Genomic DNA, 14,790 nt, shown 5'->3' with positions numbered 1-14,790 from the left:
TCGACTCGGGTCGTCCGTCCGCTCAGACCGCCCCGGTGCTCGCCCACAGGTGGAACGCCGCGTGCGCCCGGTGCGGCCGCCATGCCTGCGACGCCGCCTCCGCCTCCGCCGTGCTCACCCGGCCGAGCGCCTTCCGCAGCACCAGGTCGCCGGCGGGAAAGGCGTCCGGATCGCCGAGGAACCGGAGCGCGAGGTAGTCGGCCGTCCACGGCCCGATGCCCGGGATCGCGAGGAGCGCGCGCCGCTGCTCCGGCAGGTCGCCCGCGCGGTCGAGCACGGGTCCGGCGGCGAAGGCCTCGGCGACGGCCCGGACCGTCCGCGCCCGGGCGTTGGTGATCCCGATCGCCGAGCGCAGCGCCTCGAACTCCGGCGCGAGCAGGGCGGCGGGTTCGGGGAACGCCAGCAGACCGCGCTCCCCCGGGGCGCCGAAGGCCGCGGCGGTCCGTCCGCCGAAGGTCCGGGCCGCGGCGACGGACACCTGCTGGCCGAGGACCGCCATCACCGCCGCCTCGAACGCCTCCGGGTACTGCGTCGCGCGCAGCCCCGGTCGGGCCGCGACGGAGCGGGCGAGCAGCGGGTCCCGCGAGAGCTCGGCGCCGATCGCCACGACGTCGGAGTCGAGGTCGAACCAGGCACGGACGACCGCGGCCGCCGGCGTCAGCACGTCCGGCTCCGCCTCCACCCGCAGCCCGGTCTCCGTCACCTCGAGCGCGATCGGCCGCGGCGCCCCGTCGAGGGTGAGCAGGCGCTCCAGGCGCCGGCCGTCGGCCGAGACCCGCTCCACTCCGGGGAGGGCGTGGTTGCGGAGGAGGCTCGCGGCGCCGGCGGAGTCGAAGGGCCCGAGGGCCGGCAGGTCGAGGGAGGACGTCTCGTTCAGGGGAGCAGGACCGTCTTGCCGCGCGCGCGGCCCGACTCGACGAGGGCGAGCGCGGCGGCCGCCTCGGTCAGCGGGAAGGAGGGCCCGAGCACGACCTCGAGCTCCCCGCGACCGGCGCGGTCGAGCAGGCCCGGCCGGGCGGCGTCGCGGAGCGCGGTGCCGGGATCGGCTCCCGGTCCGCCGCCGAGCAGCAGGATGCCGCCGAGGCGGGCGGCGTGCTCGAAGCCGGCGACGGTGGCGATGCGCGAGCGGTCGGCGACCAGAGCCACCGAGGCGTCCAGCGCCTCGTCGGTGCCCGCCGTGTCCAGCGCGACGTCGACGCCGCCGGGGGCCAGGAGGCGCACGCGCTCCTCCAGCCCGGCGCCGTAGCGGACCGGCTCCGCGCCGAAGCGGCGGACGACCTCCTCGCCGCGCTCGCTCGTGGTGCCCAGCACCCGTGCTCCGCGGGCGACCGCGAGCTGCACCGCGAGCGAGCCGACGGCTCCGCTCGCCCCGTGCACCAGGACGGTGTCCCCGGAGGAGACGCGGGTGGCCTCGACGAGGTGCTCGGCGGTCGTCCCGGCCAGCAGCAGGCCCGCGGCCGCCGCCCAGCCGAGCCCGGCGGGCTTGGGCAGGACCGCGCTCGCGGGCGCGACCAGCTCGGCGGAGTAGCCGCCGGAGACCCGGAACGCCACGACCTCGTCGCCCACGCGGATCTGGCCGAGCGGCCCCTCGGCCCCCTCGCCGACCGCGGTCACGACTCCGGAGACCTCGCTGCCCGGCCGGACCGGCACCCGACCGCGCCCGAACATCCCGCGCAGGAGCTTCGCATCGGCCGGGTTCACGCCCGCGGCGCGCACCGCGATCCGCACCCTGCCGGGCGTCGGCTCCCCCGGATCGACCTCGACGGCGCGCAGCGCCTCCGGCCCGTCGAATCCCTCGGCCTGCATCGCGACGACCATGCGTCCGCCTCCCGTCCCCGGGCGCCTGCGCACCCGAGCGCGACGCTAGCAGCAGCGTCCGATCCCCGGACCCCCTGCGGAGAGCGCGGCAGCCGACCGAGAACGCCCGTTCTGGTAGCGCCTACCATGGAGGGATGTCCCCGATCCTCGACGAGCGCCCTCCCCGCGAGGCGATCCTCGCGGCCGCCGACCGGCTCTACTACGAGCGCGGCATCCAGTCCGTGGGGATGGACGAGCTCCGCACGGCCGCGGGCGTCTCGCTGAAGCGCCTCTACTCGGAGTTCCCGAGCAAGGAGTCGGTGGTGGTCGCCGTCCTGCACGGCCGGCACGAGCAGTGGACCCTCGGCGTGACCACCCGGGTCGCCGCGGCGGACGGACCTCGCGGCAAGCTGCTCGCGATCTACGACTTCCTCTTCGACTGGTTCTCCGAGGACTCGTTCCGCGGCTGCGGCTTCATCAACGCCTTCGGGGAGCTCGGCTCGTCGAACCCGATGGTCGCCGAGATGGCGCGCGACCACAAGGAGACGTTCCAGCGCTTCCTCGCGACCCTCGCCGAGGAGGCGGGTGGCGGCGCCGAGCTCGCCGCGCAGCTCGCGATCCTCGCCGAGGGCGCCCAGACCACCGCGGCCATCGCCGGAACCCCGGAGGCCGCCCTGCACGCGCGTCGCGCCGCCGAGATCCTCATCGACGCGGAGACGCGCCCCGTCTGAGGCGCGCCGCGCTCGGGATCAGGCCTCGCCGCCCCCGGGCGGGCCGACCACCAGCAGCGCCGCGAAGACGACGGCGACCAGAGCCAGGACCAGCGCCCCGGCGAGCACGGGCCGCGCGAGCGCCCAGCGGAGGAGCCGGCTCGTCACGCGCCGGTCGCGCGGGTCGTCCGTGGCGTGCGTCCGCCACGGGCCCTCCAGCAGGCCGCGGCGCTCGAAGCCGCGCTCCAGCGGGACCGTCGCGTAGGGCACGACCGCGCTGACGACCGCGAGCGCCGTCGCGCCCGCCGACCACCGCTGGTTCACCGCGAGCACCAGGGCCGCGGCTCCGTAGGCGAGGAACGCGAACCCGTGGATCGGCCCGGCGACGCTCACCGGCCAGTCGCCGGCTCCGGCCGCGTACTTCAGCAGCATCCCGACGATCAGGAGAGTCCAGGTCACCGCCTCGACGATCGACAGCAGGCGGAAGAGGCGGCGCGGGCTCATGGGATCGGCTCCGTTCGGTCCGCGGCGACGCGGCTCGGGGTCGGTCGAGGGTCGCCCGGAGCCTACGGGAGCACGCTCGCGAGGAACCTGAGCGGACGAGGACCGCTCGGGGCGCTCAGCCCAGCCAGCCGGTGAGCGAGAGGGCCGTCACCGCGCCGACCAGGCCCGCGGCGACGAGGGCGACCGTGCCCGTGACTCCGCTGCGGGAGGGGGCTGCGGCGGGGCCGCCGGCCAGGCGCGCCCAGAGCCGGCGTGCCACCTCCTCGACGGAGGGGCGGTCGGCCGGATCGAGAGCGGTCATCGCGGTCAGCAGCTCGCGCCACTCCGCCGGGACCGTCTCCGGGACGACGGGCGCGTGGTGGAGGCGCTGGATCGAGATCTCGAGCGTCGTGCCGATGTAGGCCCTGCGGCCCGAGACGGCCTCGAGGAGGACCAGCCCGAGCGAGTAGACGTCGGACGCCGGTCCGACCGGGCCGGAGCCGAGGCTCTCGGGGCTGAGGTACGCGGCGGTGCCCACCAGCACGTCGGAGCGGGTGAGCCGGGCGTCGTCGACCGAGCGGGCGATCCCGAAGTCGCTGAGCTTGGCCTCGTGCGCGGAGAAGCCGGATGCGGTGGCGCGCGAGCGGACGAGGACGTTCTCGGGCTTCACGTCGCGGTGGAGGACGCCCTGCGCGTGCAGGTGCGCGAGAGCGTCGGCCACTTGAGCGCCGACCTCCGCGATGAGCCGCGGATCGCCGGAGCCGAACCAGTCGGCCGCCGGGTCGCTGCGGTCGAAGTACTCGAGGACGAGGAACGCGAGGTCGCCCTCCTCGCCGGGGATCTCGCCCTGGTCGAGGACGTCCACCACGGAGGCGTGACGCGAGTCGATCAGGAAGCGGATCTCGCGCTCGCGACGCGCCCGCTCGTTGGGGGTATCCGGGACGCCGCGGTGGACCTTGACCGCGACCTGGCGGGCGAGGCGGAGGTCGCGGGCGCGGTAGACGACGGCGCTGCCGCCCTCCCCCACCCGCTCGAGCACGAGGTAGCGACCGGCCAGGGTGGAGCCGACCAGCGGATCCACGACGTCGGCGGGGAGCGGCTGCAGGCGGTCGAGTTCGTCCAGCACGGGCAGCTCCCTTCGCGAATGAGTCACTAGCTCGTCTAACTAGTAGTCCCTTCGTAGTGGTCGCCGCCCTTCCAGGCAAGCACCTCGGGGGAGGTTGGCTTGTCTAGATGTTCTTGCTACGAGACTGTCTAGACTGTTCGGCATGGATGAGGTCACGCTGAAGCGACCCGGGGCCTTCTGGTTCTCGGGTGAGGCGACCGAGCCCGGAGCGGTGGAGGTCCTCGCCGCGATGCGCGCCTTCCGCACGGCGGAGGCCGCGATGCGCCGACGGACCCGCGGATCCATGGGCATGGGCGAGAACGACCTGCTGGCCGTGCAGTTCCTCATGCGCCGCCAGCAGAAGGGCGTGCACGTCAGCCCGAAGGACCTGGCCTCCTACCTCGGCATCTCCTCCGCCTCCACGACCGTGCTGATCGACCGGCTGGTCAAGAGCGGGCACGTGGTCAGGGAGCCGCACCCGAGCGACCGCCGGGCCATCCGCATCGTCGCCACCCCCACCTCCCACCGCGAGGTGCGCGAGACGCTCGACGAGATGCACCGCCGCATGCTCGAGGCGGCCGAGACGCTCAACCCCTCCGAGGCCGGGACCGTCATCCGCTTCCTGCAGACGATGCGCGACATCGTCGAGCGCCCGGCCGACTCCGAGACGGTCGACGCCGCCCAGGAGCTCGCGGGCGAGCCGATCGGCGAGTACGCCGACGGCGTGCTGGAGCAGCGCCGCGCCTGACCGGCGTCCCCGCGGCCGTGGCCGCGCGTCCCCAGGAGTTCACTCCGAGGGTCTTCTGCCGCGCCCCGGATCCGTCGGAGAATCGAGTCGTCCGGCGGCGATGGACAGAAAACGCACTCCGCGACGTAAGTAGCTAGCTCAACTAGTAGGAAGTCTTTCTAGCGATATAGAGTGACGGACGTCAGCCACTCGCACGTCAGATCGGAGCACACCATGGGCAACATCCTGTACGGCACTCCCCCCGCCGCCATCGAGGTCGAGGACCGCGCCCTCGCCCACCTCCAGATCGTCATCATCAACAAGTTCCGCCGCGACGAGCGCTTCCTGCTCACCCTCGACGCGAGCCCCCAGGCCGGCACCGGCCGCCGCGGCGTGTGGATGCATCCGACCATCCCGATCCAGTTCGAGTTCAAGGGCAGCCGCCAGCCCACGATCAACCCGGAGTGGGTCGAGGCCCTCATGGAGCGCGCCAACAGCGGCGCCGGCCTCCGCATCGTGCCCGAGCCGACGAGCAACGCCGCCGTCCCGCTGCGCCGCGCCGAGCCCGCCGCCTGACCCTCCGCGCCGGAGCCGCTCCCGATCAGGCGCCGCCGCCGCACACCGACACGACCCGCCTTCCCGCCCGGGAGGCGGGTTCCGTCGTCTCCGGGCCTGAGAACCCCGGGAGCGCGCTCGCAAGTGGTTGACATTCCGCGCCACGGTCAGGGTCGCAGTCTTACACTGCTCCTGCGGCACGGGGTCGTTCCGGCGGGCTCGTCCCTGCTGTCGCACGCATGACCGGCCGCCGGCCGCTCGGGCCCCCCTCTCGAGCGACCGGCGGACGGCTGCGCGGCGCACCCGAAGCGCCGTCCGCGAGGTCCGCCGGAACCAGGAGCGGCCAGATGACCCACGGAACGAACAGCCTCACCACCACCGTCGACGAGGTGCGCCCGGGCGACCTCTTCTGCGCCGTCGTCGCCCACGAGACCGAGCAGTGGCGCGTCGTCGCCGTCCTCGGCATCCGCGTCCTCGCCGAGCGGGTCTCCGGAGGAGACCGCCGCAGCTTCACGCTCCGCTTCGTGCGCCACCAGCTCTCGCCGGACGTGCTCATCGCGAGGGGCGCCGCAGCGAACCGCTAGGGGATCAGGCGCTCCGCGCGGTAGCGGTCGAAGAGCGCCGTGAACGAGTCGACCGTCCGGTGGAACGCCGTGAAGCCGGCGAGGCGGGACTTGCCGATGTCGGTGACGACCTCGAGGTTCCGGCCGAGGTCGGCGTCGGTGTGCCACCAGGAGGCGACGCGGGAGAGGTCGGGCTCGATCAGCCCGTGCTCGTCGACGAGGCGCCGCCAGACGGGCTCGGCACCGGCCATCTGCTGCTCGAGCGGCTGCGGCTCCTCCCCCGGGCCGACCGGCTCGACGCCGAAGTGCTCCGCGATCCGGGTCCACATCCAGCGCCAGCGGAAGACGTCGCCGTTGACCACGTTGAAGGCCTGGTCGCGGCCCGCCTCCGACGTCGACGCCCAGAGCATCTGCTCGGCGAGGATCGTCGCGTCGGTCATGTCGGTGAGTCCGTTCCACTGCGTCAGCGAGCCGGGGAACACGAGCGGGGTGCCCTCGGCACGGTGGATCGACGCAGCGACCGCGAGGGTCAGCCCCATGTTCATCGCGTTGCCGACGGCGTGCCCGATGACCGTGTGCGAGCGGTGCACCGACCAGGTGAACCCGGCGCGCCCGGCCGCGGCGAAGAGCTCGTCCTCCTGCGCGTAGTAGAAGTTCGGGGCGTCGAGGCGCTCCTCCTCCTCGTGGAACGGGGTGTCGGGCATCGCGCCCTGCCCGTACGCCTCGAACGGGCCGAGGTAGTGCTTGAGGCCGGTCACCAGCGCGACGTGCTCGACGGGAGCGTGCGCGAGCGCGGCGAGGAGGTCGCGGACCATGCCGCCGTTGACCGCGATGTTCTCCTCCTCCGTCGCCTGGCGCGACCAGGCGGTGAAGAAGACGTGCGTGGGGCGCTGGTCGGCGAGCACGCGGGCCAGGTCCTCGGCGGAGCGCAGGTCGGCGGCGAGCGGAGTGACGCCGGGGCGCGCGTCGATCGGGCGGCGCGAGAGGGCGGTCACCGGCCACCCCTGCTCGGTGAGCAGGTCGACGAGGGCGGAGCCGCCGATGCCCGTCGCACCGACGACGAGGGCGCTGCGGGGGTCGGACGGGGGGACGGGAGTGGTGGAGGACATCCCCTGGGCCAACAGCCCCGGGGGCGAGGCATTCCCCGATCCGGGCGTCACGGAGGGACACCGGAGGTCACGGAGGGACACCGGGCGTCACGGAGGGACACCGGGCGTCACGGGCGGACCGCGGACCGGGCTCCTCCCCTACCGTCGAGCACGAGCCGCCCGGGGTGGGCGCAGCGGAACAGGAGCCGACGATGACCGCGACCGACGTGCGGGCCGTGCCCGAGGTGGACTACGAGGAACTGGCGGGGCGGTTCCGGCCGCTGTTCGCCGAGATCGCGGCGGGGGCGGCGGCGCGGGAGAGCGCGCGCGAGCTGCCGGTCGCGCAGATCCGAGCGCTGGCGGACGCCGGGTTCGGCGCGGTGCGCGTGCCACTGGAGTCCGGCGGGGCCGGCGCGAGCCTCCCCCAGCTGTTCCGCCTGCTGACGGAGCTGGCCGCCGCCGACTCCAACCTCCCCCAGGCGCTCCGCGGCCACTTCGCCCTGGTCGAGGACCGGCTGCTCGCGACCGACGGGACCCGCGAGCGCTGGCTCCGGCGCTTCGCCGACGGCGAGCTCGGCGGCAACGCCTGGACCGAGGTCGGCACGGTCGCGATCGGCGACGTGCAGACGAAGGTCGCTCCGGTCGAGGGCGACCCGACGCGGTTCACGGTGACCGGCACGAAGTACTACTCCACCGGCAGCGTCTTCGCCGACTGGATCGACACCTTCGCCCAGCGCACCGACACCGGGCAGAAGGTGATCGCGATCGTCGACGCTCGCCAGGCGGGCGTCGAGCACGCCGACGACTGGGACGGCTTCGGCCAGCGCACCACCGGCTCGGGGACGAGCACCTTCACGGAGGCGGTGGTCGCGGCCGAGGACGTGATCGACTTCGAGACCCGGTTCCGCTACCAGACCGCGTTCTACCAGGCGGTGCTGCTGGCCGTGCTGGCGGGCTCGATCGCGGGGGCCGAGCGCGAGATCGCAGCCGAGGTGCGGGCGCGGACGCGGATCTTCTCGCACGGGAACGCCGAGTCGTTCGCGGCGGATCCGCAGATCCTGCAGGTGGTGGGGCAGGTCTCGGCCGCCGCCTATGCGGGAGCGGCGATCGTGGAGCGCGCGGCGGTCGCGCTGCAGCGGGCGCACGACGCGGCCCTCGACGGCGACCCGCTCGAGGACGAGCGGCAGAACGACCTCGCCGAGCTCGAGACGGCGCAGGCCCAGATCGTCCTGACGCAACTGGCCACCCGGGCGACCTCCGACCTCTTCGACGCGCTGGGCGCCTCCGGGGTGAGCACCCGCAAGAACCTCGACCGGCACTGGCGCAACGCGCGCACGGCAGCGAGCCACAATCCGTGGGTGTTCAAGGCGCGGATCGTCGGCGACCACGCGGTCAACGGCACCGTGCCGCCGCGGGTCTGGGCGATCGGCGCGGGGCCGAAGCGGTAGTCGCCTCTGCGCCGGCCGGGGGCGGTGGACAGCCGGCGAGGGCGGAGGAGAGGATCGAGGGGGCGGCGATGCGGCCGCCGCGGACGAGGGGGCTCGCGATGATCCGGACGACGACCGCGAGGGGCGCCGGTGCGCTGCTCGCCTGCGGGGCGGGGCTGCTCGCGCTGAGCGGCTGCACGGGAAGCGCCGACGAGGGGACGGCCCCGACGACCGCTCCACCGCTGGTCTCGAGCGCTCCGACGCCGAGCAGTGCCGTCCCGACCGCGAGCGCCGGCAGCGCGACTCCGCTGCCCACCGCGACCCCGGCCACCGCCCTGCTCCCCTGCGAGGACCTGCTCACGGCCGAGGAGGAGGCGTCGCTCGCCGAGGACGGTCTCGCCCTCTCGCCCGAGACGACGGTCTACGACGTCGACTACCCCGTCGTGCAGGAGATCGCCGAGGACGGGGTGCTCTGCCGGTGGAGCGGCCAGGGCGACGTGTCGGTCGTGGTCGGGCAGCTGGCGGTCCCGGACGCGGAGTGGCCGGATCGGAGCGCCGCGCTCCTCGCGAACGGGTTCACCGCCGACGACACCGCGGCGCCGGGCTTCCTCGACGGGCCCGACGGACCGGACGAGAGCTACCCCGGCCGCGGCGTCCTCCACCGCGACGGCGTCCTCTACTACGTGAGCTACTCCGGGATCGTCGGCTCGATCGTGCCGCTCTCCGACTGAGGCGGCGGATCGACGACCCAGGGCGGGCGCCCGTGGTCGGCGCTGCTCCCCGTCGTCAGCTGCTCACCGTGGTGGTCGAACGACAGCGGAGCTCCCGCCTCGGCGCACTCACGGCCGATCAGGTCCATGGCGTTCCAGAAGTACTCGCTCGCTCGTCGATCCCCGGAGATCGCGGAGAGCAGATTGCTCGTGGCGAGACGAGCAGCGTCGGATGCGATCGAGTTCGAGGAGCTCTCGTCGAAGCCCTCGAGGGCTTCGCGAAACGGTGGACGCAGAACGGGATCGAGTTCCGGCGCGTAGTCGTTCCACGTGCGCTCGAGCGGGGCGCAGGGAGCGGCCTCCTGATCGCCTCCCGGCTCGGTGCAGCCCGCGAGGAGCAGCACGGATACGAGTACCGCCGATGAGGCGGTCGTGCGATCCACCATCGTTCATCGCTCGATGTACATCGTCCCCGTCGTGACCCAGACCGCGCAGGCCTTCTCGCGATATTCCGGGGCACTGGTCTCGACGATGTGATCGCAGATCGAGACGCCGGTGTACCACTTCACGCACCCCCCTTGAAACTCGTACTCGCAGTTCTTGTTCGGCTGAATCGGAGCGGCCGAGGCCACCTGCGCCCCGAGAACCGACGTCAGCGCCGGCGCGACGACAGCGAGACCGGACCCGAACCACAGAGAACTCTTCATGACGCCTCCTCATTCGCCGGCAGATCCATCGGGTCCTGGGACCGTATCCATCGCGGAGAGGGTGTCGGACGGTCGGCGCGAACTCGACACTTCGAGGCGCGGGCCAGGCCCTCGAGAAGGGGTAGCGTCGACAGGTGCGATTCCCGTGGCGTTCCCGAGACAGCGAGCGACTGCCGCGGGACGTGCTCGTGCTGGGGGTCGTCGCCTTCTTCGTGATGCTGGGGTTCGGCGTCGTCGTGCCGGTGCTGCCGACCTACGTGCGCAGCTTCGGCGTCGACTACACGGCGGTCGGCGCGGTCGTCTCGGCGTTCGCGCTGATGCGGCTGGTCGCGAATCCGTTCGTGGGGCCGCTCGTCGACCGGTTCGGCGAGCGGGTCGTGCTCGCCGTCGGCATCGGCATCGTCGCGCTCTCCTCGGCGCTGGTCGGCTTCGCCTCCGACTACCCGCACCTCCTCCTGCTGCGCGGAGTCGGCGGCATCGGCTCCGCGATGTTCTCCGTCGCGGCGATGACGCTCCTCCTGCGCACCGCGAGCCCGGAGCGGCGCGGCCGCTCGATCGGCTTCTACCAGGGCGGTTTCCTGCTCGGCGGCATGGCGGGCCCCGCGGTGGGCGGCGTGCTCACGGCGATCTCGCTCACCGCCCCCTTCTTCTTCTACGCCGGCACGCTCGCGATCGCGGGGCTCGTCGGGCTGATCCTGCTGCAGCGGCCGGAGCGCGACGCGGCACCGTCCGCCGCGGCGAGGACGAAGCCCCTGCGCGAGGTCGCCCGCGACCGCCGGTACCAGAGCGCGGTGCTGGCGAACTTCGCCCTCGGCTGGTCGGCGATGGGCGTCCGCGCGACGCTCGTCCCCGTGCTCGTCGTCGAGGGGCTCGGCGGGCAGCCCGCCTGGACCGGCATCGCGTTCGCGATCGCCGCGGTGGTGCAGACGATCGCGCTAGCGCCCGCCGGCCGCTTCGTCGACACGGTCGGCCGGCGCCCGGCGCTGATCGGCGGATTCTCCGTCGCGGCGGTGGCGATGCTGGCGATGCCGTTCGTCTCGGAGCTGTGGCTGCTCGTCGTGCTGCTCTGCGTCTACGGAGCGGCGGCCGCCTTCATGGGCACGGCCCCGGGTGCGCTGGTCGGTGACGCCGCGGGCGAGCGCGGCGGCAAGCCGGTCTCGGTGTTCCAGGCCGCGTCCGACCTGGGCGGCGTGATCGGGCCGCTGCTCGCAGGCGCTCTCGCCGACGCCGCATCGCCGACCGCGGCCTTCGCCTCCGCCTTCGTGCTGCTGGCGGCGAGCGCGCTGCTCGGCCTGCGGATCCCGCGCTCGCGGATCGCCTAGCTGTTCCGCCCGCGGGCGTCGACGGGCCAGACGGCGCCGCCGCCGTCGCGGAGGAGGACGCGGTACTCGTCGGCCAGGTTCACCGCGACGCAGACGTGGTTCGGCGCGATCCGCACCCGCGTCCCCACGGGCAGGTCGACACCGGTGATCGTCGCATGGTGCTCCGAGAGCACCGGGATGCGCGCCTCCGGGTGCTCCGGGAGGCGGCCGAAGCCGCTCGAGGCCGCGCCACGATCGGAGGAGAGCACCTTGCTGCCCGCGTCGGCGATCAGGTGGTCGCCGCGGCGGGACACGATCGTGGCGAGGACGGTGACGGCGATGTCCTCGGGCGTCATCGTGCCGATCTCCCACTGCTGGGCGTCGCCGAGGGCCGAGACCCCGGGGCGCAGCTCCGTGAGCACCGAGGAGTCGGCGAACGCGGCCGACGGGGTCGAGCCTCCGCTGACCACGCGGGCCTCGACTCCGGACGCCGCGAGCGACGCGACCGCCTCGGCGAGCGCGCGCGCCTCGTCGCGGGCGGCCGCCGCTCCGTTGCCGGCCGCGTAGCTGTGGCCGGGGAAGGTGAAGACGCCGGCGACGTCGAGCCCGGCCGAGACGGCGGCCGCGGCGATCGCGCCGGCTTCGGCGGGGAGCACGCCGCTGCGGTGGTGGCCGGAGTCGATCTCGACGACGACCTCAAGCCCCTCGCGCTCGGGCAGGGCCGCGGCCAGGCGCTCGGCCGACTCCGCCGAGTCGACGCCGACCCGCACACGGGCGCTCACGAGGACGTGGCGGAGCCGCCCGGCGCGCTCGGCGTCGAGCCAGAGCGGGTAGGCGATGAAGAGGTCGCGGATCCCTCCCGCGGCGAAGACCTCGGCCTCCGAGACGGTCGCGACGGTGAGGCCGACGGCCCCCGCGGCGAGCTGGCGGCGGGCGATCTCGAGCGACTTGTGCGTCTTCGCGTGGGGGCGGAGCGCCAGGCCCCGCTCGCGGGCAGCCGCGGCGACGGCGGCGATGTCGCGGTCGAGCACCGCCTCGTCGAGCACCAGCGCCGGAGTGGCGAGAGCATCGAGCGCGGCGGAGCGGGCGGAGGAGTCGGCGGCGGCGGTATCGACGGTCACGCGCCGAGCCTAGGCCGCACCACCGGCCCGCGTCCCGCCGTGAGGGCGGCCTCGGGCCGGTCCGCCGCCCGGTCATCGCGCCCCGCGGAAGGCCCCGCGGAGGGATCCCGTCGAGCGCGACACCTCGTCGACCTCGGAGGCGGCCGCGCCGCTCCGACACCGTCTTCCGGATCGCCCACCTCTCCGCCGGAACGCTCGCGTCGACGCTTCAGGGCTTCGGCGTGGTCGGGCAGAGCCCTCCCGTCCACTGACCGTTCATCCGCCGCGGGATGCGGGAGGACCCCGGCGCTGCCAGGCTGAGCGGATGACTCCGCAGTCCTCCCGCCTCCGGCCCTTCGGCCCGTCCGGCGCCACCGTCACCCGGCTGACCCTCGGCACCTCCTGGCGCCCCGAGCGCGTCGCCGACCTCGACCGGGTGCCTGCCCTCGAGCGCGTCCTCGACTCCGACGCCGCCACCCGCGCCGTCTCCGTCGTCGACACCTCGAACGAGTACGCCGGCGGCCACAGCGAGCGCCTGATCGGCGAGGCCCTGCAGGCCCGCGGCGGCGTCCCCGAGGGGATCACCGTGGTCACCAAGCTCGACCGCGACCCGAGCACCGGCAGCTACTCGGCCGAGCGGATGCGCCGCAGCCTCGACGAGAGCCGCGAGCGCCTCGGTATGGACGTCCTCCCCCTGCTCTACCTGCACGACCCGGAGCGCATCTCGTACGACGAGGCCTTCGCCGAGGACGGCCCGGTCCGCGCGCTCGTCGCGATGAAGGAGGCGGGCGTCGCCCTCTCGATCGGGATCTCGGGCGGACCCGCGCCGATGCTGCGCCACTACGTCGACACCGGCCTGTTCGACGCCGTGATCACCCACAACCGCTTCACGCTCGTCGACCGCTCCTCCGAGGAGCTGATCGACGCGTCCGTCGACCGCGGCGTGATCGTGGTCAACGCGGCGGTCTACGGTGGAGGCGCCCTCGCACGCTGGCCGGAGCCGGTCGCCTCCTACGCCTACCGGCCGGCGCCGCGCGAGATCGTCGACGCTGTCGCGGCGATGGGAGCGGCCTGCGACCGGGCGGGCGTGCCGCTCGCCGCCGCCGCGCTGCAGTTCTCGACGCGCGACCCCCGCGTGACGACGACGGTCGTCGGCGCCACCTCCGCCGAGCACTACGACTCCTTCGTGGCCGACGACGCGCTCGAGATCCCCGACGCGCTGTTCGAGGAGCTGGAGTCGCTCGCTCCGCCGAGCACCGTCTGGCAGGACGCGCCCGGGGCGACCTGGCCGCGCTGATCCGGGCATAGCCGGGCTCTCCTCCCGGTTGGAGCACGTGACCCCCTCCGCGAGATGCCGCCGGCGTGCGCCCTCACCGGCGTATCGCCTACCGAAGCGGCGTTCCGCGGAGAAGCACGACAGGAGAGACATGACCGACACCGCCTTGTTCCAGCCGCTGACGCTCCGCTCGAGGACCGCGCGCAACCGCCTCTGGGCGGCACCGATGTGCCAGTACTCGGTGGAGGCGCAGGACGGCGTGCCCACCTCGTGGCACCTCGTGCACCTCGGCGGGCTCGCGCGCGGCGGATCGGGCGTCGTCATCGCGGAGGCCACCGCCGTCGTCCCCGAGGGGCGGATCAGCCCCTGGGACACGGGGCTGTGGAACGACGAGCAGCGCGACGCCTGGGCTCCGATCGTCGATTTCGTGCACGGGCAGGGCGCGCTCGCCGGCGTGCAGCTCGCCCACGCGGGCCGGAAGGCGTCGACCTACCGCGAATGGAGCGGACGCGGATCCGTGCCGCTGGAGGACGGCGGCTGGCCGACCGTCGCTCCCTCGGCCGTCGCGTTCGAGGGCTACGCGGAGCCGCGCGAGCTGGCCGCGGAGGAGCTGCCCGGCCTCGTCGAGGCGTTCCGCGCCTCCGCCCGCCGCGCCGCGGACGCCGGCTTCGACGTGATCGAGCTGCACGCCGCGCACGGGTACCTGCTCCATCAGTTCCTGTCGCCGCTCTCGAACACCCGCGAGGACTCCTACGGCGGCTCGCTCGAGAACCGGGCGCGCCTGCTGCTCGAGGTCGTCCGCGCGGTCCGCGCCGAGATCGGGGAGCTCGTTCTGCTCGTCCGCTTCTCCGCGACCGACTGGGCCGAGGGCGGCTGGACGCTGGAGGAGACGATCACCGTCTCGGAGTGGGCGCGCGCCGAGGGCGTGGACCTCTTCGACGTGTCGACCGGCGGACTCGTGCACGCCAGCATCCCGGTGGCGCCGCTCTACCAGGTGCCGTTCGCGCGCGACCTGCGGAAGGCGACCGGTGCGCCGGTCGGCGCCGTGGGACTCATCACCACGGCGGAGCAGGCGGAGGGCGTGGTCGCGAACGGCGACGCCGACGTCGTGCTGCTCGCCCGCGAGCTGCTGCGCGACCCGAACGCTCCGGTGCGGATGGCGCACGAGCTCGGCGCGGACCTGCCGGTGCCCCCGCAGTACACCCGGGCCTGGCGCTGAGCCTTCAACCGCGAGATGCCAC

At 74.1% G+C, this 14,790-nt stretch carries 17 protein-coding genes; 9 read left to right on the top strand and 8 right to left on the bottom strand.

The window, feature by feature from the left end; genetic code table 11:
• Window positions 1-22 precede the first annotated feature (22 nt).
• Window positions 23-853, bottom strand: a complete 831-nt coding sequence (locus C5C36_RS05570; RefSeq protein WP_258068961.1) for a DNA-3-methyladenine glycosylase — start codon at window positions 851-853, stop codon at window positions 23-25.
• A gap of 20 nt (window positions 854-873) precedes the next feature.
• Window positions 874-1,818: an NADP-dependent oxidoreductase gene (locus C5C36_RS05565; RefSeq protein WP_258068947.1), complete on the bottom strand. Its 945-nt coding sequence runs from the start codon at window positions 1,816-1,818 to the stop codon at window positions 874-876.
• Between the two features lie 134 nt (window positions 1,819-1,952).
• Between C5C36_RS05565 and C5C36_RS05560 the strand changes: the two genes are divergently transcribed.
• Window positions 1,953-2,528 carry a TetR/AcrR family transcriptional regulator gene (locus C5C36_RS05560; RefSeq protein WP_104224170.1) on the top strand — a complete coding sequence of 192 codons (576 nt, stop codon included), beginning with the start codon at window positions 1,953-1,955 and terminating at the stop codon, window positions 2,526-2,528.
• Window positions 2,529-2,546: 18 nt separating this feature from the next.
• Here C5C36_RS05560 and C5C36_RS05555 read toward each other — a convergent pair whose 3' ends face one another.
• Window positions 2,547-3,011: a DUF3817 domain-containing protein gene (locus tag C5C36_RS05555; RefSeq protein ID WP_104225947.1), complete on the bottom strand. Its 465-nt coding sequence runs from the start codon at window positions 3,009-3,011 to the stop codon at window positions 2,547-2,549.
• Between the two features lie 115 nt (window positions 3,012-3,126).
• Complete coding sequence (locus tag C5C36_RS05550) at window positions 3,127-4,116, bottom strand: serine/threonine-protein kinase (RefSeq protein ID WP_181133777.1); 990 nt, start codon at window positions 4,114-4,116, stop codon at window positions 3,127-3,129.
• A 142-nt stretch (window positions 4,117-4,258) separates the two neighbouring features.
• On the opposite strand from C5C36_RS05550, the gene C5C36_RS05545 reads away from it, so the two are divergent.
• From C5C36_RS05545 to C5C36_RS05535, 3 genes are all read left to right on the top strand, one after another.
• The gene (locus C5C36_RS05545) at window positions 4,259-4,843 is read left to right on the top strand and encodes a MarR family winged helix-turn-helix transcriptional regulator (protein WP_104224167.1); all 585 of its coding nucleotides are present in this window, start codon (window positions 4,259-4,261) and stop codon (window positions 4,841-4,843) included.
• A gap of 213 nt (window positions 4,844-5,056) precedes the next feature.
• Window positions 5,057-5,398, top strand: coding sequence for an ATP-dependent DNA ligase (locus C5C36_RS05540; protein ID WP_104224199.1), 342 nt, complete (start codon window positions 5,057-5,059; stop codon window positions 5,396-5,398).
• Window positions 5,399-5,724: 326 nt separating this feature from the next.
• The gene (locus tag C5C36_RS05535) at window positions 5,725-5,961 is read left to right on the top strand and encodes a hypothetical protein (protein ID WP_104225949.1); all 237 of its coding nucleotides are present in this window, start codon (window positions 5,725-5,727) and stop codon (window positions 5,959-5,961) included.
• On the opposite strand, the gene C5C36_RS05530 is transcribed toward C5C36_RS05535, so the two are convergent.
• Window positions 5,958-7,049 (bottom strand): SDR family oxidoreductase, encoded by a 1,092-nt coding sequence (locus C5C36_RS05530; RefSeq protein ID WP_104309397.1) that lies wholly within the window; start codon window positions 7,047-7,049, stop codon window positions 5,958-5,960. The two genes, C5C36_RS05535 and C5C36_RS05530, sit on opposite strands and share 4 nt — an antisense overlap.
• Before the next feature lie 191 nt (window positions 7,050-7,240).
• Here C5C36_RS05530 and C5C36_RS05525 point away from each other — a divergent pair, with 191 nt between their 5' ends.
• Window positions 7,241-8,476, top strand: coding sequence for an acyl-CoA dehydrogenase family protein (locus tag C5C36_RS05525; RefSeq protein ID WP_104233459.1), 1,236 nt, complete (start codon window positions 7,241-7,243; stop codon window positions 8,474-8,476).
• 98 nt (window positions 8,477-8,574) lie between these two features.
• Entirely contained in the window at window positions 8,575-9,186 is a 612-nt protein-coding gene (locus C5C36_RS05520) for a hypothetical protein (RefSeq protein ID WP_104309396.1), read from the top strand.
• Here the strand turns inward: C5C36_RS05520 and C5C36_RS05515 are convergent.
• Together C5C36_RS05515 and C5C36_RS05510 are read right to left on the bottom strand one after the other, a co-directional pair.
• Window positions 9,144-9,611 carry a hypothetical protein gene (locus C5C36_RS05515; protein ID WP_146085310.1) on the bottom strand — a complete coding sequence of 156 codons (468 nt, stop codon included), beginning with the start codon at window positions 9,609-9,611 and terminating at the stop codon, window positions 9,144-9,146. The two genes, C5C36_RS05520 and C5C36_RS05515, sit on opposite strands and share 43 nt — an antisense overlap.
• A gap of 3 nt (window positions 9,612-9,614) precedes the next feature.
• Window positions 9,615-9,872, bottom strand: a complete 258-nt coding sequence (locus C5C36_RS05510; RefSeq protein WP_104309394.1) for a hypothetical protein — start codon at window positions 9,870-9,872, stop codon at window positions 9,615-9,617.
• 134 nt (window positions 9,873-10,006) lie between these two features.
• On the opposite strand from C5C36_RS05510, the gene C5C36_RS05505 reads away from it, so the two are divergent.
• Entirely contained in the window at window positions 10,007-11,194 is a 1,188-nt protein-coding gene (locus C5C36_RS05505; RefSeq protein WP_244229579.1) for an MFS transporter, read from the top strand.
• On the opposite strand, the gene C5C36_RS05500 is transcribed toward C5C36_RS05505, so the two are convergent.
• The gene (locus tag C5C36_RS05500) at window positions 11,191-12,294 is read right to left on the bottom strand and encodes an alanine racemase (protein ID WP_104287716.1); all 1,104 of its coding nucleotides are present in this window, start codon (window positions 12,292-12,294) and stop codon (window positions 11,191-11,193) included. The genes C5C36_RS05505 and C5C36_RS05500 overlap by 4 nt on opposite strands.
• A 304-nt stretch (window positions 12,295-12,598) precedes the next feature.
• Between C5C36_RS05500 and C5C36_RS05495 the strand changes: the two genes are divergently transcribed.
• Both C5C36_RS05495 and C5C36_RS05490 read left to right on the top strand, forming a co-directional pair.
• Window positions 12,599-13,570 (top strand): aldo/keto reductase, encoded by a 972-nt coding sequence (locus tag C5C36_RS05495; RefSeq protein ID WP_104249740.1) that lies wholly within the window; start codon window positions 12,599-12,601, stop codon window positions 13,568-13,570.
• A 130-nt stretch (window positions 13,571-13,700) separates the two neighbouring features.
• Entirely contained in the window at window positions 13,701-14,768 is a 1,068-nt protein-coding gene (locus C5C36_RS05490; RefSeq protein ID WP_104309393.1) for an NADH:flavin oxidoreductase/NADH oxidase, read from the top strand.
• Window positions 14,769-14,790 lie beyond the last annotated feature (22 nt).

The sequence above is a fragment of the Rathayibacter sp. AY1G1 genome (genome assembly GCF_002932095.1).
GTDB lineage: Bacteria > Actinomycetota > Actinomycetes > Actinomycetales > Microbacteriaceae > Rathayibacter.
Note: the sequence above shows the minus strand (reverse complement) of the source record. Positions and strands in the feature narration are given on the sequence as shown.